The sequence below is a fragment of the Paraburkholderia sp. MM5477-R1 genome (assembly GCF_050436385.1).
GTDB classification, from domain to species: domain Bacteria; phylum Pseudomonadota; class Gammaproteobacteria; order Burkholderiales; family Burkholderiaceae; genus Paraburkholderia; species Paraburkholderia tuberum.
Window position 1 is genome coordinate 1,750,747 of record NZ_JBNDMC010000007.1, and the last position, 21,388, is coordinate 1,772,134.

Sequence of the window (21,388 nt, forward strand, 5' to 3'; positions counted from 1 at the left end):
GGAGGAGACATATATGGATCTCGAGGCACGTACCCTTCAGCGCGTCACGGTTCGGCTCGTGCCGTTCCTGATCCTGTGCTATTTCATCGCCTATCTCGATCGCGTCAACGTCGGCTTCGCGGCCTTGCAGATGAACAAGGCGCTCGATCTGTCCGCGAGCGCGTTCGGCTTCGGCGCGGGCGTGTTCTTTATCGCGTACTTCTTTTTCGAAGTGCCGTCGAACCTGCTGCTCGAACGATTCGGCGCGCGCCGCTGGATCGCGCGGATCATGTTTACGTGGGGTATTCTCGCGGGCGCGATGGCGTTTATCCCGGACATCGCGCGCTTCACCGGGCTCTCGCCCGCGCACGTGTTTTTCGGCCTGCGCATTCTGCTTGGCGTCGCCGAGGCCGGCTTTTTCCCGGGCATCATCTTTCTGCTGACCTTATGGTTTCCGGCCGCGTATCGCGGGCGCGTGGTCGGCTATTTCATGGCGGCGATTCCGCTGTCGACGGTGATCGGCGGCCCGATCTCCGGCGCGCTGCTGTCGCTCGACGGCCGCGGCGGACTCGGCGGCTGGCAGTGGCTGTATCTGATCGAGGCGGTGCCGGCGGTATTGCTGTCGGTCGCGGTGCTGTTGTATCTGACCGACAAGCCCGCCGACGCCACCTGGCTCAGCGCCGAGGAGCGCGACTGGCTGATCGCGCGGCAGAAGCAGGAGCGCGAGCATCGCGAGGCGGTGCGCCACTTCAGCGTGAAGGAGGCGCTGATCAATCCGCGCGTGCTCGCCATCGCGCTGATCTATTTCGGGGCGAACGCGACCAACTACGGCCTGAGCTTCTTCCTGCCGCAGATCGTGAAGTCGTTCGGCCTCACTAATCTGCAGACGGGTTTCGTGACGTCGCTGCCGTACGTGGTCGGCCTCGTCAGCATGATTTTGTGGGGACGGCATTCGGATCGCCACCTCGAACGCCGCTGGCACGTCGCCATTGCGCTGTTCGTCGCGGCGGCCGGCATCGCGGCCGCGGCCGGCCTCGACGATCCGGTGCAGAAGATGATCGCGCTATCGATTGCCGGCTTCGGCATCTTCGGTTGCCTGCCGGTAATCTGGACCTTGCCGGCCGCGTTCCTGTCGGGCGCGGCGGCCGCGGGCGGCATCGCCGCGATCAACTCACTGGGCAACCTGGCGGGTTTCTTCGGGCCGTTCGCGATGGGCTGGATCAAGGACAGCACGGGCGGCTTCGGCGCCGGGCTGCTATGCCTGTCGGGCGCGGGACTCATCGGCATGGCGGCGGTGTTGCTGCTGCATCACGACACGTCGCTCGAGACGACGCATGGCAATCCGCATGCGCGACCGCCGGGTGAAGCGGGGGTCGCGAGGTCTTAGCGCTAGTCCCACGCGCCGTTCAATACGCACCCGGGCAGCCCGCCCGGGTCGCCTTCAATTCGCCCCGCTGCCGTTATTCGACCCTTCTGTGCCCTGACCGCCCGCATCGGGCGGCACGATGTCGTCCGGCGTCGGGGTTGGCGCGAGCGCTGCCGCACCGCCGCCGTGCGCTTCACCGTCGACGGTATTACTCGGCGCCGGCGCGGGAGCCGACCCCGACCCCGGCGCCGGCAGCAACGGCGGCAACGCGCGCGCTTCGCCCTGCACCGCGGACGCACCCGCTGCCTCTGACGCCGCCGCCGGTGCCGCCACGGCAGACGTCGGCGGCTGCACCGACGCCACCGGCGCGCGCCGCGCCGGAGCACGCGCCACGATCTGCTTGTCCGGCTGCGCCGGCGTGCGCGTGAACAGGTGCCCGATCCAGTCGCGCAAGCGTTCGGCGCGCTCGGCGAACCAGCCCGGCTGCTGCGCGGTATCGAACTTCATGTGGCTGTCGACGAGCCGCGAGCGCTGCGCGCGCTGGAAGAAATCGCCGACGATCGGCAGCGCGCTATGCGCACCCTGCCCCCAGTAATCGCTGCGCAGCGTCACGCGGCTGTCGTTGAAACCAACCCACGCCCCCGCCACCAGTTGCGGCTGCATCAGGATGAACCAGCCATCCGCGTTGCCCTGGGTCGTGCCGGTCTTGCCCGCGACATCGCCGCGCACGCCGAAGCGCGTGCGGATGCTCGCGCCGGTGCCGCGGCTGATCACGTCGCGCATCACGTCGACGAGCGTGCGCGCCGTGTCGGCGGGCAACTCGCGACTCGGCGTGGCCGGCTTGAATTCGGCGAGCAGGTTGCCGTTGCGGTCCTCGATGCGCGTGACCATCAGCGGCTCGACGTAGCCGCCGAGGTTCGCGATCGTGCCGTACGCCGACACCATTTCCTTAAGCGTGACCGGGCTCGTGCCGAGCGCGAGCGACGGCACCGGATCGAGCTGGCTGTCGCGCACACCCATCGCGCGCGCGAGCCTGGCGACCCTGTTCGGACCCACCGACTCCATCACCTGCGCGGTGATGCGGTTGCGCGAATAGGCGAGCGCGTCGCGCAGGCTGATCATGCGGCCGCTCGGCTCGTCCTCGTCGTTCGGCTTCCAGATTTCGCCGCCGGCGAGTTCGATCTGAACCGGATTGTCCGGCAGTTTGTCGTCCGGCTTCGCGCCGGCCTCGAAGGCCGCCGCGTAGACGAACGGCTTGAAGGTCGAGCCGGGCTGACGGCGCGCCTGCTGCACGTGATCGAACGGATCAACGCCAAAGTCGCGGCTGCCGACCCACGCCTTGATCTCGCCGGTACGCGGGTCCATTGCGAGGAAGTCGGCCTGAACGCGCGTCTTCGTGTCGCACACGCTCTGCACGAGCTTGCGATCGGCGAGCAGGCGTTTCAGCGCGTCGTCGTCGGCGAGGCCCGTGTCTTTGGCCGCGCGGAAGTCAGGCGTTTCGCGCAGGAACGTGCGCAGCAGGTCCTTGTCCGCCGAGCAGCCCGCGCGCGTGCCCCACGCGGAGTCCGCGATGTTCTGCAACTGGTTGCCCTGCAGCGTGACCGCCTGGGTCGCCATCGTCTGCAGACGCGAGTCGATCGTCGTGCGCACGACGAGTCCATCGGAATAGATGTTGTAGTCGTTGCGATCGGCCCACGCGACGAGCCATTTGCGCAGTTGCTGCGTGAAATGCGGCGCGGGTCCGGGCGGCTCGATCTGGCGCTCGAAGTCGAGACGCAGCGGCTTGCGGGCGAGCGTGTCGTACTGGGCGGGTGTCAGCTTGCCGTACTTGACCAGCTGCGCGAGCACCGTATTGCGCCGCTGCAAGGCGCGCTCGGGGTTCAGCACCGGGTTGTAGTACGCGTTGCCCTTCAGCATGCCGGTCAGCGTCGCCGCTTCGAGCACGTTCAGGTCGGATGCGGACTTGTCGAAATAGGTGCGCGCAGCCATCTCGATGCCGTACGCGTTGTACAGGAACGGGACCGTATTCAGGTAGGTTTCGAGGATCTCGTCCTTCGTGTAGAACGCCTCGATCTTCAGTGCGGTGATCGCTTCCTTCAGCTTGCGCGTCAACGTCGGCGCGCGGCCGATTTCGTCGGGATACAGATTGCGCGCGAGTTGCTGCGTGATCGTCGAGCCGCCCTGGCGGTCGCCGGAGAACGTGTGCAGCGCGGCCGAAGCGGTGCGCCGCCAGTCGAGCCCGAAATGCTGATAGAAGCGGTGATCCTCGGTGGCGATCAGCGCGTTCACGACGTTCGGCGAGATGTCCTTCAGCTTGACCCACTCGCGGTTCGACGGCTTGAACTCGGCGAGCAGCTTGCCGTCCGCCGACACGATCTGCGCGGGCTGCTCGATCTTGGCCTTGCGGATGTCGCCGATGCTCGGGGTGAACGGAATCAGCAGCAGCACGTACAGTACGAATAGCACCGGCAGCGCGGCGAGCCCCCACGCGAACGTGCGGCGGGTCGGATGGCGCAGATGCCATGCGGCCTTCGCGAACAGCGGGTTCGCGAGCGTCAGCCCTTTGTCGAGGGCCGCCAGAAAGGAGGAAAAGAGGCGCTTCACTTGCTGTCGTCGGCTGGGAAAGGCGCAATCGTACCAAGATGTGGGGGGTGCGCCGGTTTTTGCCTCGTTCGCGGCATGGAGTGCGGCTCCGGCGGGGCCACTATAATGTCGCCAATTCCGACAAGAGGTGCTTCATGATCATCAAACCGCGTGTGCGTGGCTTCATCTGTGTATCGACCCATCCGACCGGCTGCGAAGCCAACGTCAAGGAACAGATCGAGTATGTGAAGGCACGCGGCCCCATCGCCAACGGCCCGAAGAAGGTGCTCGTGATCGGCGCGTCGACCGGCTATGGCCTCGCCGCCCGCATTAGCGCAGCGTTCGGCTCGGGCGCGTCGACCCTCGGCGTGTTCTTCGAGCGCGCCGGCAGCGAAACCAAGGCTGGCACGGCCGGCTGGTACAACACCGCGGCGTTCGAGAAGTTCGCCACCGCCGAAGGCCTGTACGCGACCAGCATCAACGGCGACGCGTTCTCCGACGAAGTGAAGGCGCGCACGATCGAAGTGATCAAGCGCGATCTCGGCCAGGTCGATCTGGTCGTCTATAGCCTCGCGGCGCCGAAGCGCCAGCACCCGAAGACCGGTGAAGTGTTCAGCTCGGTGCTCAAGCCGATCGGCAAGGCTGTCAATCTGCGCGGCATCGACACTGACAAGGAAGTGATCAAGGAAACCGTCCTCGAACCGGCGACGCCGGAAGAAATCGCGCACACGGTCGCGGTGATGGGCGGCGAGGACTGGCAGATGTGGATGGACGCGTTGGGCGAAGCCGGCGTGCTCGCCGACGGCGCCAGGACCACCGCGTTCACCTACCTCGGCGAGAAGATCACCCACGACATCTACTGGAACGGCTCGATCGGCGCGGCCAAGAAAGATCTCGACCAGAAAGTGCTCGGCATCCGCTCAAAGCTCGCGGCCAAGGGCGGCGATGCGCGCGTCGCGGTGCTGAAGGCAGTCGTCACGCAGGCAAGCTCGGCAATTCCGATGATGCCGCTCTATCTGTCGCTGCTCTTCAAGGTGATGAAGGAAAAAGGCACGCACGAAGGCTGTATCGAGCAGGTCTACGGCCTGTACAAGGACAGCCTCTATGGCAGCCAGCCGCATCTGGACGACGAAGGCCGTCTGCGCGCCGACTACAAGGAACTCGATCCGCAGGTGCAAGGCCGCGTGCAGGAGCTGTGGAACCAGGTGAGCAACGACAACATCTACGAACTCACCGATTTCGCGGGCTACAAGACCGATTTCCTGCGCCTGTTCGGCTTTGAAATGAAGGGCGTCGATTACGACGCGGACGTCAATCCGGACGTGCAGATTCCGAATCTCGTGCAGGTTTGATCCACCGGGGGCGGGCCCGCTTCGCGAGTTTGCCCCTGAGGTTGCCCCTCCTCGCCTGCCTCCCCTCACTCCTTCAACACGTCAGCACGTCAGCACGGATACGCGCCCTGCAACGCGCGCAGAATCGCGAGCCCGATTGGAAAATCCTCGGAAATGCCCGGATGGTTCGCGAAGAACGCATCGAGCAACGGATAGACCGTCTGGTTGCCGATCGCGAGCGTTGGTGGCGGACAGAACAGCTGCGGCTGTTTCCTCGCGACCAGATCGCCGTTCGCCCAGCCGAACGCGTTGATCGTGCCGGTGATGTACGCCGCATAGATCGAGTTGTTGTCGGCGTGTGCCCAGCGCTTGTATTGCGCGGCCGTCATTTCCGCGCTCGCGTTCAGAGTGAAGCACGCCGCCAGCAAAGCCAGCGCGAATTTCGTTAACCGCATCGTTGAACCTTCAATGTCGCTAGATGGCCGCCATTGTAGGCGACGCGGGTGCACCGCGCAGAAGCCGTCGAGCGCGGGAATTCACAAGCAGAGCGTAAGCAAAGGCGGATTCTGTAAGCACCGACAGATTGCAGAAGCGCGCGAATCAACGATCACGGTGTGCCGTTTCGGCAATGCTTGCGATACCCGTCGCGCTCGGCCAGGCGCGCCATATAAGCGGCCAGCGCCGGCAAATCGTCGTGCTGCTGCGGCGTTTCGAGCCAGCGGTTCGCGGACAGCGCGATCGGAATATCGGCGAGCGAAAACGCGTCGCCCGCGATATACGCACCGGTGCGCGCGAGTTGCTGCTCGACGATCGCCATATGCTTCGACCAGTTCGCGCACGACGCGGCGATCTGGCGCGGGTCCTGATGCTCGGGCGAGTGCCGCACGAGCGCGAGAAACGCGTAGCTCCACGAGCGGTTCAATTCGCTCGCCTGCCAGTCGATCCATTGATCACAGCGCGCGCGCTCGACCGGATCGGCCGGATATAGCCCGTCACCCCGATAACGGTTCGCGAGGTAACGGATGATCGAGTTCGATTCCCACAATACGAAGTCGCCGTCGCGGATCACGGGGACCACCGCGTTCGGGTTCAGCGCGCGGAATTCGGCGACCTCGGTCGAGCGAAAGCCCGAGCCCCAGTCTTCCTGTTCGAACGCAAGCCCAAGTTCCGCGCAGGTCCACAACACCTTGCGCACGTTGATCGAGGTGGTCTTGCCGAGTATCTGCAGCATGAGTCGTTGGGTGTCGCGTGGATTGAACGGGTTGAAGGAATGAAACTCGGAAGCCAGCCAGTTTGCCTTGCGCGCGGCGCGCCGTCATCCGGTTTTCAGCGTCGCCTGTTCGCGGATCATGTCGTACAGCGCCTGCGCGGCCGGTGACAACTGCGCGGTCTTGCGCGCGACGAGCACCAGCGTGCGCGACACGGTGGGCTGCGTGAGCTCGACGGTGCGCACGCTCGGATACGCGCCGTTCTGCAGCGCGAGCGCGGGCACCACGGCCGCGCCGACGCGTTGCGCGACGAGTCCGACGGCGGTCGAACTGCGCTGCACCTCGTAGAACGAACGCAGCGCGAGCTCGCTCGATTCCAGCGCGACGTCGAGCAGCGCGCGATTACCACTGACCTCGCCGGCGAAAATCAGCGGGAACGGCTGCAACTGCCGCCATGCGATGCGCCGCCGCTTCGCGAGCGGATGGTCCTCGTGGCAGATCAGCACGTAGCGGTCTTCGGTGAGCGGCACGGTGGCGAGATCGGGATGATGCTCGCGCGCGATGTTGATGCCGAACTCGACCTCTCTGCGCAACACGGCCTCCTCCACCGCCGACGACGCGTGATCGAGAATCTTGATGCGATTGTGCGGATAGCGTGCCGAATACGCCTGCAGGATGCGCGGCAGATACTGCACGCCGACGGTCGGCACGCACGCGATCGACACGTCGCCACGTCGCGCGATGCCCGTTTCGCGGATCTCGACGAGCGCGTCCGCCAGCTCGCCGAGCAGCCGACGCGCCTGCGGCAGAAAATTGCGACCGATTTCGGTGAGCGCCATCGAACGCGTGGTGCGCTCGATCAGCGTGACGCCGAGATAGCTTTCGAGCTTGCGCAGCCGCTGCGTGATCGCGGTTTGCGTGACGTGCAGCGAATCCGCCGCGCTCTGGAAGCTGCCGCGATCGGCAATCGCGACGAAAGCCTGCACGCCGAGCGTGTCGATTTTCATTAGAAAAATGAAGTAATCGGGATCATAAATTCATTTTACTCTGGGCTGTCAGCGGCCGAGAATGGCCGCAACGAACCCCGCGAAGGAGCAAAAGATGACCGACAAAACCACCAACGAGCATAGTGATTGGCACGCGAAGCAGTACATGCTGTTCGAGAACGAGCGCACGCGGCCGGTCCGCGATCTGCTCGCGGCGGTGCCCTTGAACGGCGCGCGGCTCGCGGTCGACATCGGCTGCGGCCCGGGCAACTCGACCGAGGTGCTGGCCGAGCGGGTGCCGGGCGCGTCGGTCAGCGGCATCGACAGCTCCGCCGACATGATCGCGGCGGCCCGTCGGCGGCTGCCGCAATGTCGCTTCGACATCAGCGACGTTTCGACGTGGGACGCGCACGGCCCCTACGACGTGATCCTCGCGAACGCGGTGCTGCAATGGGTGCCGGACCACGAGCGGCTGTTCCCCGCGCTGGTGGCCAAACTTGCCAGGGGCGGCAGCCTCGCCGTGCAGATGCCCGACAATCTCGACGAACCGGCGCACCGGCTGCTGCGCGAAATCGCCATCGACGGGCCTTGGGCGACGAAGCTGAACGGTATCGAGCGCACCATGCGCTACGACGCAAACTGGTACTACGCGCTGCTCAAGCCGCTGTGTGCGCGCGTCGACGTGTGGCGCACGGTCTATCACCACCCGCTCGCGGGCGCCGACGCGGTGGTCGAATGGTTCAAGGGCAGCGCGCTGCGGCCGTTTCTCGCCGCGCTCGACGACGCCGAACGCGGCGCGTTTGTGCAACGCTATCGCGACGAAATCGTCAGAGCCTACCCGGCGCTCGCCGATGGCACGGTGCTGCTGCCGTTTCCGCGGTTTTTCATCGTCGCGACGACGCGCGGCGAACGTTGAAGCCGCGCCGGGAACCGCTGCGAGCCGGTAAATGCCGGCACTTCGGCTGCGGCGGGTCGTCCCGCGGCGATCAGATCGCCGGCGCACCACGCTGACGCACCGCCCGAAAACCGCACCTGTGGCGGCGCCGCACGCTAAGGGTGGTCAGGAATTGCCGCCCGGGAATTCCGCATGCTACTGTTTGTAAAAAGCGTGTGTAAAAAGCGGAGGACGGCGCCCGCCGGCCTCACCGGGAAGCCATTTACTGCAGCGAGCGTCGCCATGAGTGATGTACGCCAACATCTGAGTCCCCGTGACCGCCTGGAGCTGTTGTGCTGGCTCACATGCGGAAGCCTCGGCGCTTATTATCTGAACGAAGACTGGCCCGACGCGGCGTTTCACGTGCAGTCCGCGCACAAGTGGCTCGACCGCCGCGCGCGCGAAGCCGACTGGCTGTGCGTCGCGAAGCTGTCGGCCACCGCGGTCGAAATCGCGCGGCGCCACGCGCGCTTCGTCGATGCCGACTGGGCGCGCGACGCGGTTGAAGAAATTCTCGATACCGACGAACTCGACCCGCAAGCCCGGCTCGTCCGGCAGGTTCTGGCCGACTGCCAGAACGCGCTGGCCGACAAGCGGATCGCCGATTAGTCGCGGGCTCGTTTTTCTTCCTTTTTTACAGCGGATTGGGGGCCAATTTTTTGGCCCCTTTTTGCGTTGTTCCGCGCTTCCGTGCACGATGTGCCGCTCGCAGTCGGTAAAAAATGCGGCACCCGCCGTCGCGCACAGCCTACCGGCAGGCGGCCAATCCGCGTGCCGGCTCGGTTCGTGCAATCACCACGGACGCCCGCCCTTCATTCTTCGACCATCGTCTTCAGCTTCAGCAGCGCCTGATCCCACTGCCGCGAAATCGCGTCGAGCGCGCGGCGCGCCGCGTCGAGATGCGCGGGCTCGAACGCCCACAGGCGCTCGCGTCCGACCTTCACGTCGTGCACGAGGCCCGCGTCGGCCAGCACCTGCAGATGCTGCGTGACCGACTGCCGCGTGATGTCGGTGCCGGCCGTCAGCTGCGCGATCGACATCGCACTGCCCGCGCACAACGCCGCGACAAGCCGCAGACGCGTCTCGTCACCGAGCGCCGCGAACACCGCCGCCGAACTGCGCAGTGTCGCCGCCTTGAGGCCCGCCCTCGCGGGGGCCGCCCTAGCTCGCGCCGACATATCGCTCGACGTTGACCATCTGCTGCTCCCAGCCGCCGTCGTTCAGCCGGAACGCTTGCGCGCGGCGCCCGATCGGCAACTGGTCGAAGCCCGATTCGACGACGCGCAGCAGCGTGCCCGACTCGACGTCGCTCAGATCGAATTCCACGAGCGTGGTCGGCTCAGGCGTGTAGTCGATCGTGATGTCGATCGCGGCCGGATGCCAGCGCCACGACAGATGATGCTCGGGCTCGACACGCTCGACCAGCACGTTCATCAGCAGATGCTCATAGCCTGGATAGGTGATGTGCCCCTGCGTGGATTGCCCCGCGACGAACTGCTTGCCGGTGAGATTCACGCCGAACCATTTGCCGAATTCCTCGGCGTTGGACAGCGCACGCCAGACGCGCGAGCGCGGCGCCTTCAACAAAACCTGCTTTTCGATGCGATCGGTCGATGAGTTCATATGCAGCCTCCTGACTGCATATTAGAAGCACCGCCTCCGATATGCAAGCATTCGACTGCGCTTTGTTCAGAGCGTGATGCGTGCGGCGCCGGCACGACCGGACGCCGCGCGCCGCGCCTTACTCCGTCGCATGCGCGTGCATGACGCCGGTTTGCATCGACCACGCCATCCACGGCCGGCGCAGCGCGACGATCGCAAGGAACGCGCAAGCCGACAGCGTGCCGAACGTCGCGAAGCCCATTTGATAGCTGCCGGTGCTCTCCTTCGCGATGCCCATCACCACCGGCAGATAGAAGCCGCCGATGCCGCCCGCCGCGCCGACGATGCCGGACATCAGCCCGGTGCGGCCGGCCCAGCGATGCGGCACGAGCTGGAACGTCGCGCCATTGCCGAGTCCGAACGCGACATACAGGCACAGCAGCAACGCAATGCCGCCCGCGAGCGACGGCATCGCCGCCGCGAACAGGAAATCGCAAACCGCGATGATCGCCAGCAGCACGGTCAGCGCGCGCACGCCCGACACGCGGTCGGCAATCAGGCCGCCGAGCGGGCGCACCATCGCGCCGGTCGCGGCGAGCAGCGCCATGAACAGGCCCGCGTCGATTTTCGACAGTTGATAGAGGTTGGTCAGCAGCAGCGACACATACGAGGACATGCCGACGAAACCGCCGAACGTGATGCTATAGACGAGCATGATGACCCACGTATCGCGCTCGGCGAGCACCGAGCGGTAGCGTTGCGGCAGCACCGCGATCGCCAGCAGCGCACCGATCACCGGCAGCAGCAGCACGCCGGTCTTGCCCGCGCCGAATAGCCCCGCTTCGACGAGCAGCACGAGCGCGATCAGGCCGACCAGCGTCGTCGCGAAACTGCCGAAGGCGCGCAGCACGCTGCCGGTTTTGACGCCCGCGTCGTTGGCCCAGAAGTACAGCGTGATCGCGGCGATCGCGAGCAGCGGCAAGGCGCCGCCCGCGGCGAGCTGCCAACCGTAGCGCGTCGCCAGTTGCGGGAACAGGAAGCCGTCGAGCACCGCGCCGATGTTGCCGGCCGCGGCCAGCCCCAAGACGAGGCCCTGCACTTTCGGCGGATAGTTACTGCCGGCCATCGGCAGCGCGACCGCGAAGCTGGCGCCGCCGACGCCAAGGAACACGCCGAGCACCAGCAGCATTTCGTACGACGGCACCGATTGCAGCAACGGCAGCACGATCGTCGGCACCGCCGACAGCAGCACGCCCATCAACGCAATGCGTTTGCCGTGCGCGGACTGATACAGATTGCCGAGCGTCACGCGCAGAATCGCCGCGGACAACACCGGCACCGCGACGAGCAGACCCTGCTGCGCGGGCGTCATCGCGATGCTCTTGCTGATGAACGGCGCGAGCGGCCCATACAGCACCCAGACGGTGAAGCCCGTGTCGAAATACAGAAAGCAGGCGACCAGTGCGCGCCAATCACCGCTTCGCAGGGAGTGCATCACGTTTTTCATCAGAGATCCTCAGTAAATAAAATGACGGGTAGTCCAGTTGCTGCGTTACTTGTGTTTTGCGCCGGCATGTCGCCCAGAGTTTTCACTGGGACTCGACACGCAAGCGTCATGCCATCGGGCTGTCTGTTACGAGGCCTTTTTAAAGGCATCTTCTGCAACGCATCGGCGGCTCAATACACGTCGCGTGCATAACGCTTTTCGCGCGTCAGACGGCTCACGTATTCGAGTGCTTTCTCTTCGCTCATGCCACCGTGAGTCGTGATGAGGTCCTTCAGCGCCGCATCGACATCGCGCGCCATCCGGTTCGCGTCGCCGCATACATAGAAATGCGCACCGTCTTCGAGCCATGCCCACAGTTGCGCACCGTGTTCGCGCATGCGGTCCTGCACATAGATCTTGTCGGCCTGGTCACGCGAGAACGCGACGTCGAGCCGGGTCAGCAGACCGCTCGCGCGCATCGCTTCGAGTTCGTCGCGATAGTAGAAGTCGGTCGCGGCATGCTGTTCGCCGAAGAACAGCCAGTTGCGGCCGCGCTCGCCGCGTGCCTGCCGTTCGTGCAGAAAGCCGCGAAACGGCGCGATGCCGGTGCCCGGCCCGACCATGATCATCGGCGTGTCCGATTGATGAGGAGGACGAAAGTGCGCGGACTTCTGCACGAATACGGGCACGTCGGTGTCGCTTGCGCGATCCGCGAGAAACGTCGACGACACGCCCTTGCGGTGCCGCCGCCCGTTGCTGTAACGCACCGCCGATACCGTCAGATGCACTTCGCCCGGATGCGCCTTCGGGCTCGATGCGATCGAATACAGACGCGGCTGCAGGCGTTTCAGCATGCCGGTCAGCTCGGCGGCCGAGAGGCTTACCGGAAACTCGTGCAATACGTCGGCGAGCTGCTGTCCCCATAGCCATTGCTTCAGATCCGCCTTGCGTTCGGGCGCGAGCAGATCGCCCAGCGCGCCGTTGCCGCTGCGCGCGGCGACGAACGCCAGCGCTTCGGCGCTCGGCCGCGCGATCTCGTAGTGCTTGCCGAGCGCATCGGCGAGCCGCATGTCGCCGATACCCGCGACGTGCACCGATGCCTCCGCGTGCAGACCGCTCAGCGTGATCAGTTCGTCGACGAGTTCGGGGCAGTTGCTCGGCCACACGCCGAGCGCATCGCCCGCTTCGTATTCGAGGTTCGTCTCGCCCGTTTGCAGCGACACGTAGCGCGTATCCTTCGCGGCGCCCTGCCGGTTCAGGCGCAGATTGCCGACGACGCGCGACGCGGCCGGCCGCGCCTTGGTCGGCACCGCGCCTACCACCGCGTTGATCATGCCGCCCGGCGGCACCGCGTACAGCGCGGCATCCGCCTGCTTGATGCAGACGATCACGCGTTCGAGCCATGCATCGGCGCCCTGCTGATATTCAATATCGCAATCGACGCGCTCGCTCAGACGCAGCGCACCCTGCGCGGCGAGCCGCTCGTCCAGACGGCGGCCGTGACCGCAGAACTGATCGTAGTTGCGATCGCCGAGCGCGAGCACCGCGAAACGCACGCCGTCGAGGCGCGGCGCCGAGGCGGCGTTCAGTTGCGTCCAGAAGTCCTGCGCGTTGTCGGGCGCATCGCCGTCGCCGAACGTGCTCGTCATCAGCAGCACGTACTGCGCCTTCGCGAGCGTCGCGAACGAATAGTCGGCCATGCACGCGGTGCGGATTTCGAAGCCCGATTCCATCAGACGCGTCGCGTAACGCTCGGTCAGCGACTCGGTGTTGCCGGTTTGCGAGGCCCACAACAGCGTGACCTTCGGCCGCATGCGCACGATGCGCACACCCGATTCGCGTGGCTCTTCCTGTGCGAGATTCGGCCGCAAGGCAGCGGTCGACGTCTGGGCTGTCGTCGCGCTGCGGCTATACAGTCCCGCAAGCAGACCATCGACATAGAGCCGCTTCACCGCATCGAACGGTGCGCTGTGCGGCAGCACCGGCACGTTGGCGAGACCTTGCGCTTCGGCCGAGCGCAGGCCACTGACGAAACCCGCCAGATACGCGCGCTCCGCATCGCTGAGCGACAGCATGGGCGCGGGCTCGGGCGGCAGTTGCAGCAAAGTCGTGAGGGCTTCGATACGAGGCATGGGTTGATCCTTGGCGCTTGGCGCTAAAACCGCTGCGTCGGCGGGGGTAGAGAGCGCATCGTCGTCATTGCGAGCGCTCGCGTCGCGATCCGCCGTCACCGGACTCAGCGCGACCGCGCAGACTTTCAGTTCGGGCTGCAGAGAAACCGGATCGACCGCGTCGTTGGTCACCGCATTGATGCACAGTTCGTCGCCGAACACGTCGTTCCAGTGCATCGGCGCGAAGCACTGACCCGCGCTCACACGATCGGTGACGACGGCGGGCAGGACCGCGCGGCCGCGCCGCGAACGGATCTCGACCGCGTCCTTCGCGCGAATCCCGAGTTCGGCCGCGTCGTCCGGATGAATTTCGACGAAGGGTCCCGGGTTCAGCTTGTTCAGCATCGCGACCTTGCCGGTCTTGGTCATCGTGTGCCACTGATGCTGCAGACGGCCCGTGTTCAACACGATCGGAAACTCGCGATCGGGCAACTCGGCCGCGGGCTGGTACGCACGCGCGAAAAACTTCGCCTTGCCGCTCGCGGTCGGAAAAGCAATGCGCGGGTGGCCGCCATCTTCCGACTCCCTGAGTGTCTGGCTCACGCCGTCATTCAGATAGCGAAGCGGATTGCGCTCGGACGAATCGGCCGACGCGATCGGCCACTGCAGTGGCGAGTCCTTCAAGCGGCGATGGCTCGCGCCGCGCAGGTCGTACCCGGTCGCCGGATTCGCCGCGCGCGTGAGTTCGGCGAACACTTCGTCGGCGCTCGCATAGCTGAACGCATCGGCAAAGCCCATTTCACACGCGATGCGCGCGATGATCTGCCAGTCGGGCAGCGCCGCGCCGGGCGGTTCGATGGCCTGCTGCATCAGCGTCAGATTGCGCTCCGAGTTGACCATCACGCCTTCGGCTTCGGCCCACAACGCGCCGGGCAGCAACACGTCGGCGTAGCGGTTTGTTTCGGTATCGAGGAACGCGTCCTGCGCGATCACGAGTTCGGCCGCGCGCAAACCGGCGATCGCGGTCTGCCGGTTCGCGACGGTCGCGACCGGATTCGTGCAGATGATCCAGCACGCCTTGATGTCGCCCGCGGCCATGCGCGCGAACATGTCGATCGTGCCGTGGCCCGCGTCCGCTTTGAGCGTGCCCGGTGCGATGCCCCACAGTGCTTCGACGAACGCGCGATCTGCGGCGACCAGCGCCGAACGCTGCCCCGGCAGACCATGGCCCAGATAGCCCATTTCGCGGCCGCCCATCGCGTTCGGTTGGCCCGTCAGCGAGAACGGTCCACTGCCGCGCCGGCAGATGCGGCCCGTCGCCAGATGCAGATTGCACAGCGCGTTGGTGTGCCACGTGCCGTGCGTGCTCTGGTTCAGGCCCATCGTCCAGCAACTCATCCAGTCTTTGGCCGACGCGATCATCTGCGCGGCGCGACGGATGTCGTCGGCGGCGAGGCCCGTGATGCGGGCGACGTTCTCCGGCGTGTACCCGGCCAGAAACGCGGGCATCGCGTCCCAGCCTTCGGTGTGTTCGGCGATAAAAGCCGCATCCGTTGCGCCGTTTTCGTGCAGCAGATGCAGCAGACCGTTCAGCAGCGCGAGGTCGGTGCCGGGTTTGATCTGCAGGAACAGATCGGCTTTCACGGCGGTCGTGTTGCGGCGCGGATCGACGACGATCAGCTTCGCGCCCGCCTTCACGCGATCCATCATGCGCAGGAACAGGATCGGGTGGCAGTCGGCCATATTCGCGCCGCTGACGAAAAACAGATCCGCGTGATCGAAGTCTTCGTACGAGCCGGGCGGACCGTCCGCGCCGAGCGACAGCTTGTAGCCGCTCGCCGCGCTCGCCATGCACAGGCGCGAATTCGCCTCGATATTGTTCGTGCCGATAAAGCCCTTCGCGAGCTTGTTGACCAGATACTGCGCTTCGAGCGACATCTGCCCCGACACGTAAAACGACAGCGCATCTGGACCATGCTCGTCGAGCACGCGCCGCAGACGCGCGGCGGTATCGCTCAGCGCCTGCGCCATCGGCAGCGGCACCGGGTCTTCGTCGCGCGCACGACGCACGAACGCGCCTTCGAGACGACCCGACTTGCGCAGCGCGACGTGGGCCGACTGCCCTTTGGTGCAGAGCCGGCCCAGGTTGGCCGGATGCTCCTTGTCGCCAGCGATCTTCACGACCTGGCCGTCCTCGACGTGCAGCACCATGCCGCAGCCGACGCCGCAATACGGACACACGCTCTTTACGCTGGTAGCAGACATGCGCGAATGATCGGGTTGAAACATCAGAACGATGGACAAAGGCCGCTACCTCAAACGGCGACCCACACCTGGCCGTTTTCGACGCGCGTGGCAAATGCGCTGACCGAATACGACGGCGTTTCGAGGCATTCGCCGGTGCGCAGATCGAAGTGATGCTTGTAGATCGGCGACGCGACGACGATGCGCTCGCCGAGGCTGCCGACGAGTCCGCGCGACAGCACCGCCGCGTGCGAACCCGGATCGAAGTTTTCGATCGCGTAGACCGTGGGCTCGGCCGGCGACTCGACTTGGCCGCCATCGACGTGAAACACGGCCACCTGTTCGCCATTGACGAGCGCGCAAACGCCGGTGTTCGGCACGATGTCGTCGAGTGCGCAGATCGCGGTCCAGGCGCGGGGCAAGCGTTCGTTCTTCATGACTGGGCTCCTTTTGAGTTAAGCGGGAATCGGATGAGGTCAAACCGTCTCGACGACAACGGGAATCTCGATGCGCTGCACCTGCCGCTCAGCGGGCGTTGCCGGCCGGATCTGTCCACGCTCCTCGACGAACGCGACGTTGCTATCGGACTCGCCGCTGTTGACGAAATGGCGGAAGCGCTTGCGCGTTTCGGGATCGGTGACGGCCTTTTTCCATTCGCACTCGTACGTGTCGACCACATGCTGCATCTCCACTTCGAGCTCGTTGGCGACGCCAAGGCGATCGTCGACGATCACGTCGATCAGATAGTCGAGCCCGCCTTCGAGGTTGTCGCGCCACACGCTGGTGCGTTGCAGTCGGTCGGCGGTGCGCACGTAGAACATCAGGAAGCGGTCGATATAGCGCACGAGCGTCGCCTTATCGAGGTCCGCGGCGAGCAGTTCCGCGTGACGCGGCTTCATGCCGCCGTTGCCGCACACGTACAGATTCCAGCCCTTCTCGGTCGCGATTACGCCGACGTCCTTGCCCTGCGCTTCCGCGCATTCGCGGGTGCATCCCGACACGCCGAATTTGATCTTGTGCGGCGTGCGCAGGCCCTTGTAGCGATTCTCGAGTTCGACCGCGAGACCGACCGAATCGCCGACGCCATAACGGCACCACGTCGAGCCGACGCACGACTTCACCGTACGCAGCGATTTGCCGTACGCGTGACCCGATTCGAAGCCGGCCGCGATCAGCTCTTCCCAGATCGACGGCAATTGCTCGACGCGCGCGCCGAACAGATCGACACGCTGGCCGCCGGTGATCTTCGTGTAGAGGCCATATTTCTTCGCGACCTGCGCGACCGCGATCAGGCCGTCGGGCGTCACTTCGCCGCCCGGCATGCGCGGCACGACCGAATAGGTGCCGTCGCGCTGGATGTTCGCGAGGTAGTAGTCGTTGGTGTCCTGCAGCGACGCGTGCTCCTTCTTCAGCACGAATTCGTTCCAGCACGACGCGAGAATGCTCGCGACCGCCGGCTTGCAGATGTCGCAACCGAGCCCGCGGCCATGCTTGGCGAGCAGCGCGCCGAAACTGCGCACTCCCTCGACGCGCACGAGGTGATACAGCTCCTGGCGCGAATACGGGAAGTGCTCGCAGACGTGGTTGTTCACCGCGAGGCCCTGCTTCTTCATCTCGGCCTTCATCACCTGCGTGACGAGCGGCACGCAGCCGCCGCACGAGGTGCCCGCGCCGGTCGCGCTCTTCAACGCGCCGATGTCGGTCGCGCCCGCGCACACGGCTGCGCACAGCTCGCCCTTCGACACGTTGTTGCACGAGCAGATCTGCGCGGCCGCGGGCAACGCCTCGACGCCGAGCGCCGGCTTCGCGCTGCCGTCCGCTTGCGGCAGGATCAGGAATTCGGGAGACGCTGGCAGTTCGATGCGGTTCAGCATCATCTGCAGCAGCGTGCCGTATTCGCTCGCATCGCCGACCATCACGCCGCCGAGCAGATGCTTGCCGCAATCGGACACGACGAGCTTCTTGTAGATCTGCTTGCGTTCGTCGCTGAACTGGTAGGTGCGGCTGCCCGGCGTATTGCCGTGCGCGTCGCCGATGCTGGCGACGTCGACGCCCATCAGCTTGAGCTTCGTGCTCATGTCGGCGCCGGCGAATTCGGCCGGGTCGCCGAGCAACTGCTTCGCGACCACGCGCGCCATCTCGTAGCCGGGCGCGACGAGCCCGAACAGCTGGCCGTGCCACAGCGCGCATTCGCCGATCGCATAGATGTGCGGATCGCTGGTGCGGCACGCGTCGTCGATGGCGATGCCGCCGCGCGCGCCGAGTTCGAGGCCGCATGCGCGCGCGAGATCGTCGCGCGGACGGATGCCGGCGGAGAACACGATCATGTCGGTGTCGAGATGGCTGCCGTCGGCGAACTGCATGCGGTGCGTGCCCGCTTCGCCGTCGACGATCGCCGTCGTGTTCTTCTGCGTGTGCACCGTGACGCCAAGCTCTTCGATCCGGCCGCGCAATACCCGGCCGCCGCCGTCGTCGACCTGCACCGCCATCAGGCGCGGCGCGAATTCGACCACGTGCGTTTGCAGACCCATGTCGCGCAGCGCCTTCGCGCATTCGAGACCGAGCAGGCCCCCGCCCACGACCGTGCCCGTTTTCGAGCGGGCGCCGCATTCGCGCATCGCTTCGAGATCGTCGATCGTTCGATAGACGAAGCAGTCGCCGCGCTCGCGGCCCGGCACCGGCGGCACGAACGGATAGGAGCCGGTCGCGAACACGAGGCGGTCGTACGGCAGCGTTTCGCCGGTCGCGACCGTCACCGTGCGCGCGTCGCGATCGACCGCGACCGCCCGCGCGTTCAGCTTCAGTTGCACGCCGTGGCGCTCGAAGAAGCCCGGCTCGACGAGCGACAGGTCATCGGCGGTCTTTCCCGAGAAGAACGCGGACAGATGCACGCGATCGTAGGCCGGTCGCGATTCTTCGCCCAGCACCGTGATGTCGAGATCGTGCGCGGGCCGTTGCGCCAGGCATTCGACCAGCTTGTGGCCGACCATCCCGTGACCGATAACGATGATTTTCATGAGCGCGCTGTCCTCTGGTGTCTGGCGAAAGCGATTGCGGAAATAAAAACGGCGTCCCGCGAATCCAGCCGAGGGGCCGAATTCGGGGGACGCCGTTGTCCTGTTGGGTGCTGCGGGGCGCGTGCAGTTGTGCTGCAAGCGCGACGAACCCACGTTGGTCCGATGGCAACGCTTATTGCAAGGGCTGTGCCAATTTCGATAAATGCGCCCGAAAGCGCGGTGTGGCGGGGATTTGCGGCAAGTCGCGCGGCTTCGGACCGGAGCCCGCGCGCGACGCGTTTTGAGGCGGCCAGGCACAGGGATGGTGCGACGCAGCACTGTCGACGTGCGAAACGAAGGCGCACGGGCGTGCGATCGCCGTCATGTTTTCCGCGTGAATCGCAATGTGTGGCAACGGCTTGTGCGCCTTGATCGGATCGATGGCGTGGTCCTTGCATTGCTCTTGCGCAACGTCATCGCGGCAACGTCGTCGCGACGCGCAGACTCAACCGTCGACAGGCAATGCAATGGACAACGGCGTCCCCTCGTGATCTTCACGGGCGGGCGCCGTTTTCGTTTCGGGCCGACGGAAACCAACGGCATAAGGACACCGACATGAACACCAACACCGGCAAGGTCACGCTGCTGAGCGCGGGCCCGGGCGAGCTCGACTTGCTGACGCTGAAGGCCGTCAAGGCGCTCGCGGCCGCTGACGTCGTGCTGCTCGACGACCTCGCGAATCCCGACATCGTGACCCTCGCGCCGCAGGCGCGCGTGATTCGCGTCGGCAAACGCGGCGGCTGCCGCTCAACGCCGCAGGCGTTCATCGAGCGGCTGATGCGGCGTTATGCGCTGAAGGGTCTGCACGTGGTGCGGGTCAAAGGCGGCGAAGCGCTGCTGTTTGGTCGCGCGGGCGAGGAACTCGCGGTGCTGCGCGATGCGGGCCTCGCGGTCGAGATCGTCAACGGCATCTCGTCGGGCTTCGCGGCCGCCGCGGGTCTCGGCATGTCGCTCACGCATCGGCGGCATTGCCACGGCGTGAGCTTCGTCACGGCGCACACCGAAGATCACGGCGAGCCGGACTGGGGCGCCCTTGCCGCGACGCGCACGACGCTCGCGATCTATATGGGCATGCGGCGCATCGACGGCATCGCCGCTGCGTTGCTCGCGCACCTGCCGGCCGAAACGCCGGCCGCGGTCGTGCAGTGGGCCGGCGGCGGCGGCGAGCGGCGCCTGTTGACGCGGCTCGATCGGCTCGCCGCCGATGCGCTCGGCGCCGGCTTCGGCAGTCCGGCGGTGATTCTGGTGGGCAATGCGGTTGGCGAGAGCGCCGAAGCGCCTTGCTGGGAACGCGAAGCTCGCGGCAATCGAGATGGGCAAACACTACCCGCGTCGGCCATGGCGCGGGCAGCCTGATCGGCGCTCGAAGCGGGCCTCGCCCGCCTTTCATCCCATCAATCGCCGAACCCGAGTTCCGCGTCGACCTGCTGCCCGACGCGCAGCCAGGCCCCCGCCCCGCTCGCGACCAGCGCGTTGTTGCCGAACGTGACCGCGCCGTCGAAGCGTTCGCTGACTCGGTAACCGAGCATCGTGTCGGTCGGTTCGTTCGGCCAGTCGGGATCGGGCGCGCCGCGCGCCTGATCGATGGTCGGCATCGGACAGCGCGAGCACAGCTTGACGAGCCGTAACTCGACGCGCGCGCTCGAGTCCGCATTCGCGCCGACGGCGAGTGTCTCGACATAGTCCTCTTCATAGGCATCGAGGCCGCTGAGCACGATATTGGGCCTGAAGCGATCGATTCTGATCGACGGTGCGCCTTTGCCGTTCAGGCGCGCGTTCAGATCGTCGAGCGAGGCCTGGCCGACCACCAGCAGCGGAAAGCCATCGGCAAAAAAGGTCGTGGCGCCCCCCGTGCTGTCCGTATAGTCCGGATCGACGACGCGTTCCCGCTCGGGATCGAAGCGCAGCAAGCGCGCGGGCAGACCGAGGAACTCCGTGAACCAGGCCGCCGTTTCTGCGCCGGTGTCGAGCCCGTAGGCCGCGTCGCGCCACACCGCGGTAGCGACCCTGGGTGCCGCGGCGAGCCGCGCGGCATCGAGCGGCGTGCGCAGCTTACGCATGCCCGGCGCGCTGACGATCAGATCCTCTGCGCCGAGTTCGGCCTTGATCAGCGCCATGCGCGGATACGCGCGCTGCGTGAACATTGCGCCTTCGGGATCGACGATCATCCAGTTGCGGTCGTATTCGAGGCCCGTCGCCAACAGCCGCGCCTCGGTGAGCGCGATGCCCGCGCAGGATTTGATCGGATAGACGAACAGTTCGTTGATGGTAGGCATGGTTGCACGCGGGTCGGGAGCGCAGTTCCGGCGAAAATCGGGGACTGAAAGTAGATCCGTATAGTACCGAAATTAGCGTTGACGTGGACGTGCGAGCCGGACCCTCTCATCGGGCTTTTTTTAAGCTTGTTTTAAAAGTGGCGACCTAGAGTCGAATCACAGCAGCATGGAGAACGCATCGGACAGACGCGTTACTCCGACTCAACCGATTCAACTGCTCGTGTCG

At 65.7% G+C, this 21,388-nt stretch carries 16 protein-coding genes; 5 read left to right on the plus strand and 11 right to left on the minus strand.

What is annotated here, in order from left to right:
* Positions 1–13: 13 nt before the first annotated feature.
* Entirely contained in the window at positions 14–1,366 is a 1,353-nt protein-coding gene (locus OKW35_RS36900) for an MFS transporter (RefSeq protein ID WP_429554649.1), read from the plus strand.
* 54 nt (positions 1,367–1,420) lie between these two features.
* Here the strand turns inward: OKW35_RS36900 and OKW35_RS36905 are convergent, their stop codons facing one another.
* Entirely contained in the window at positions 1,421–3,949 is a 2,529-nt protein-coding gene (locus OKW35_RS36905) for a penicillin-binding protein 1A (RefSeq protein ID WP_429554650.1), read from the minus strand.
* A 134-nt stretch (positions 3,950–4,083) separates the two neighbouring features.
* Here OKW35_RS36905 and fabV point away from each other — a divergent pair, with 134 nt between their 5' ends.
* A complete protein-coding gene (gene fabV / locus OKW35_RS36910) occupies positions 4,084–5,280 on the plus strand; it encodes an enoyl-ACP reductase FabV (RefSeq protein ID WP_184043658.1) in 1,197 nt (398 codons plus the stop codon).
* Between the two features lie 89 nt (positions 5,281–5,369).
* Here fabV and OKW35_RS36915 read toward each other — a convergent pair whose 3' ends face one another.
* The 3 genes from OKW35_RS36915 to OKW35_RS36925 form a co-directional block, all read right to left on the minus strand.
* Positions 5,370–5,714 carry a hypothetical protein gene (locus OKW35_RS36915; RefSeq protein ID WP_090804882.1) on the minus strand — a complete coding sequence of 115 codons (345 nt, stop codon included), beginning with the start codon at positions 5,712–5,714 and terminating at the stop codon, positions 5,370–5,372.
* Between the two features lie 152 nt (positions 5,715–5,866).
* Positions 5,867–6,490 (minus strand): glutathione S-transferase family protein, encoded by a 624-nt coding sequence (locus tag OKW35_RS36920; protein WP_429554651.1) that lies wholly within the window; start codon positions 6,488–6,490, stop codon positions 5,867–5,869.
* Between the two features lie 84 nt (positions 6,491–6,574).
* Positions 6,575–7,474: a LysR family transcriptional regulator gene (locus tag OKW35_RS36925; protein WP_090804878.1), complete on the minus strand. Its 900-nt coding sequence runs from the start codon at positions 7,472–7,474 to the stop codon at positions 6,575–6,577.
* Between the two features lie 94 nt (positions 7,475–7,568).
* Here OKW35_RS36925 and tam point away from each other — a divergent pair, with 94 nt between their 5' ends.
* Positions 7,569–8,369 carry a trans-aconitate 2-methyltransferase gene (gene tam / locus OKW35_RS36930; RefSeq protein ID WP_429554652.1) on the plus strand — a complete coding sequence of 267 codons (801 nt, stop codon included), beginning with the start codon at positions 7,569–7,571 and terminating at the stop codon, positions 8,367–8,369.
* A gap of 261 nt (positions 8,370–8,630) precedes the next feature.
* Positions 8,631–8,996 (plus strand): hypothetical protein, encoded by a 366-nt coding sequence (locus tag OKW35_RS36935; RefSeq protein ID WP_026225375.1) that lies wholly within the window; start codon positions 8,631–8,633, stop codon positions 8,994–8,996.
* Positions 8,997–9,199: 203 nt separating this feature from the next.
* Here OKW35_RS36935 and OKW35_RS36940 read toward each other — a convergent pair whose 3' ends face one another.
* From OKW35_RS36940 to nirB, 6 genes are all read right to left on the minus strand, one after another.
* On the minus strand, positions 9,200–9,565 hold the full coding sequence (locus OKW35_RS36940) for an ArsR/SmtB family transcription factor (RefSeq protein ID WP_184033686.1): 366 nt from the start codon (positions 9,563–9,565) through the stop codon (positions 9,200–9,202).
* Positions 9,549–10,010 (minus strand): SRPBCC family protein, encoded by a 462-nt coding sequence (locus OKW35_RS36945; RefSeq protein WP_184074052.1) that lies wholly within the window; start codon positions 10,008–10,010, stop codon positions 9,549–9,551. The genes OKW35_RS36940 and OKW35_RS36945 overlap by 17 nt, the downstream gene beginning before the upstream one ends.
* Before the next feature lie 118 nt (positions 10,011–10,128).
* Positions 10,129–11,496 carry an MFS transporter gene (locus tag OKW35_RS36950; RefSeq protein ID WP_187610065.1) on the minus strand — a complete coding sequence of 456 codons (1,368 nt, stop codon included), beginning with the start codon at positions 11,494–11,496 and terminating at the stop codon, positions 10,129–10,131.
* 170 nt (positions 11,497–11,666) lie between these two features.
* The gene (locus OKW35_RS36955; protein ID WP_429554653.1) at positions 11,667–15,851 is read right to left on the minus strand and encodes a molybdopterin-dependent oxidoreductase; all 4,185 of its coding nucleotides are present in this window, start codon (positions 15,849–15,851) and stop codon (positions 11,667–11,669) included.
* A gap of 50 nt (positions 15,852–15,901) precedes the next feature.
* A complete protein-coding gene (gene nirD, locus OKW35_RS36960; protein ID WP_184066563.1) occupies positions 15,902–16,267 on the minus strand; it encodes a nitrite reductase small subunit NirD in 366 nt (121 codons plus the stop codon).
* A 39-nt stretch (positions 16,268–16,306) separates the two neighbouring features.
* Positions 16,307–18,847 (minus strand): nitrite reductase large subunit NirB, encoded by a 2,541-nt coding sequence (gene nirB / locus OKW35_RS36965; protein WP_429554654.1) that lies wholly within the window; start codon positions 18,845–18,847, stop codon positions 16,307–16,309.
* A gap of 594 nt (positions 18,848–19,441) precedes the next feature.
* Here nirB and cobA point away from each other — a divergent pair.
* Positions 19,442–20,242 (plus strand): uroporphyrinogen-III C-methyltransferase, encoded by an 801-nt coding sequence (gene cobA, locus OKW35_RS36970; protein WP_184066570.1) that lies wholly within the window; start codon positions 19,442–19,444, stop codon positions 20,240–20,242.
* A gap of 38 nt (positions 20,243–20,280) precedes the next feature.
* Here cobA and OKW35_RS36975 read toward each other — a convergent pair whose 3' ends face one another.
* A complete protein-coding gene (locus tag OKW35_RS36975) occupies positions 20,281–21,162 on the minus strand; it encodes an MOSC domain-containing protein (protein WP_429554655.1) in 882 nt (293 codons plus the stop codon).
* Between the last annotated feature and the right edge of the window lie 226 nt (positions 21,163–21,388).

Coding starts and splice junctions, on each gene's coding strand:
- OKW35_RS36900 (WP_429554649.1), top strand. CDS start 14: ATGGATCTCGAGGCACGTACCCTTCAGCGCGTCACGGTTCGGCTCGTG.
- fabV (WP_184043658.1), top strand. CDS start 4,084: ATGATCATCAAACCGCGTGTGCGTGGCTTCATCTGTGTATCGACCCAT.
- OKW35_RS36915 (WP_090804882.1), bottom strand. CDS start 5,714: ATGCGGTTAACGAAATTCGCGCTGGCTTTGCTGGCGGCGTGCTTCACT.
- OKW35_RS36920 (WP_429554651.1), bottom strand. CDS start 6,490: ATGCTGCAGATACTCGGCAAGACCACCTCGATCAACGTGCGCAAGGTG.
- OKW35_RS36925 (WP_090804878.1), bottom strand. CDS start 7,474: ATGAAAATCGACACGCTCGGCGTGCAGGCTTTCGTCGCGATTGCCGAT.
- tam (WP_429554652.1), top strand. CDS start 7,569: ATGACCGACAAAACCACCAACGAGCATAGTGATTGGCACGCGAAGCAG.
- OKW35_RS36935 (WP_026225375.1), top strand. CDS start 8,631: ATGAGTGATGTACGCCAACATCTGAGTCCCCGTGACCGCCTGGAGCTG.
- OKW35_RS36940 (WP_184033686.1), bottom strand. CDS start 9,565: ATGTCGGCGCGAGCTAGGGCGGCCCCCGCGAGGGCGGGCCTCAAGGCG.
- OKW35_RS36945 (WP_184074052.1), bottom strand. CDS start 10,010: ATGAACTCATCGACCGATCGCATCGAAAAGCAGGTTTTGTTGAAGGCG.
- OKW35_RS36950 (WP_187610065.1), bottom strand. CDS start 11,496: ATGAAAAACGTGATGCACTCCCTGCGAAGCGGTGATTGGCGCGCACTG.
- OKW35_RS36955 (WP_429554653.1), bottom strand. CDS start 15,851: ATGTCTGCTACCAGCGTAAAGAGCGTGTGTCCGTATTGCGGCGTCGGC.
- nirD (WP_184066563.1), bottom strand. CDS start 16,267: ATGAAGAACGAACGCTTGCCCCGCGCCTGGACCGCGATCTGCGCACTC.
- nirB (WP_429554654.1), bottom strand. CDS start 18,847: ATGAAAATCATCGTTATCGGTCACGGGATGGTCGGCCACAAGCTGGTC.
- cobA (WP_184066570.1), top strand. CDS start 19,442: ATGAACACCAACACCGGCAAGGTCACGCTGCTGAGCGCGGGCCCGGGC.
- OKW35_RS36975 (WP_429554655.1), bottom strand. CDS start 21,162: ATGCCTACCATCAACGAACTGTTCGTCTATCCGATCAAATCCTGCGCG.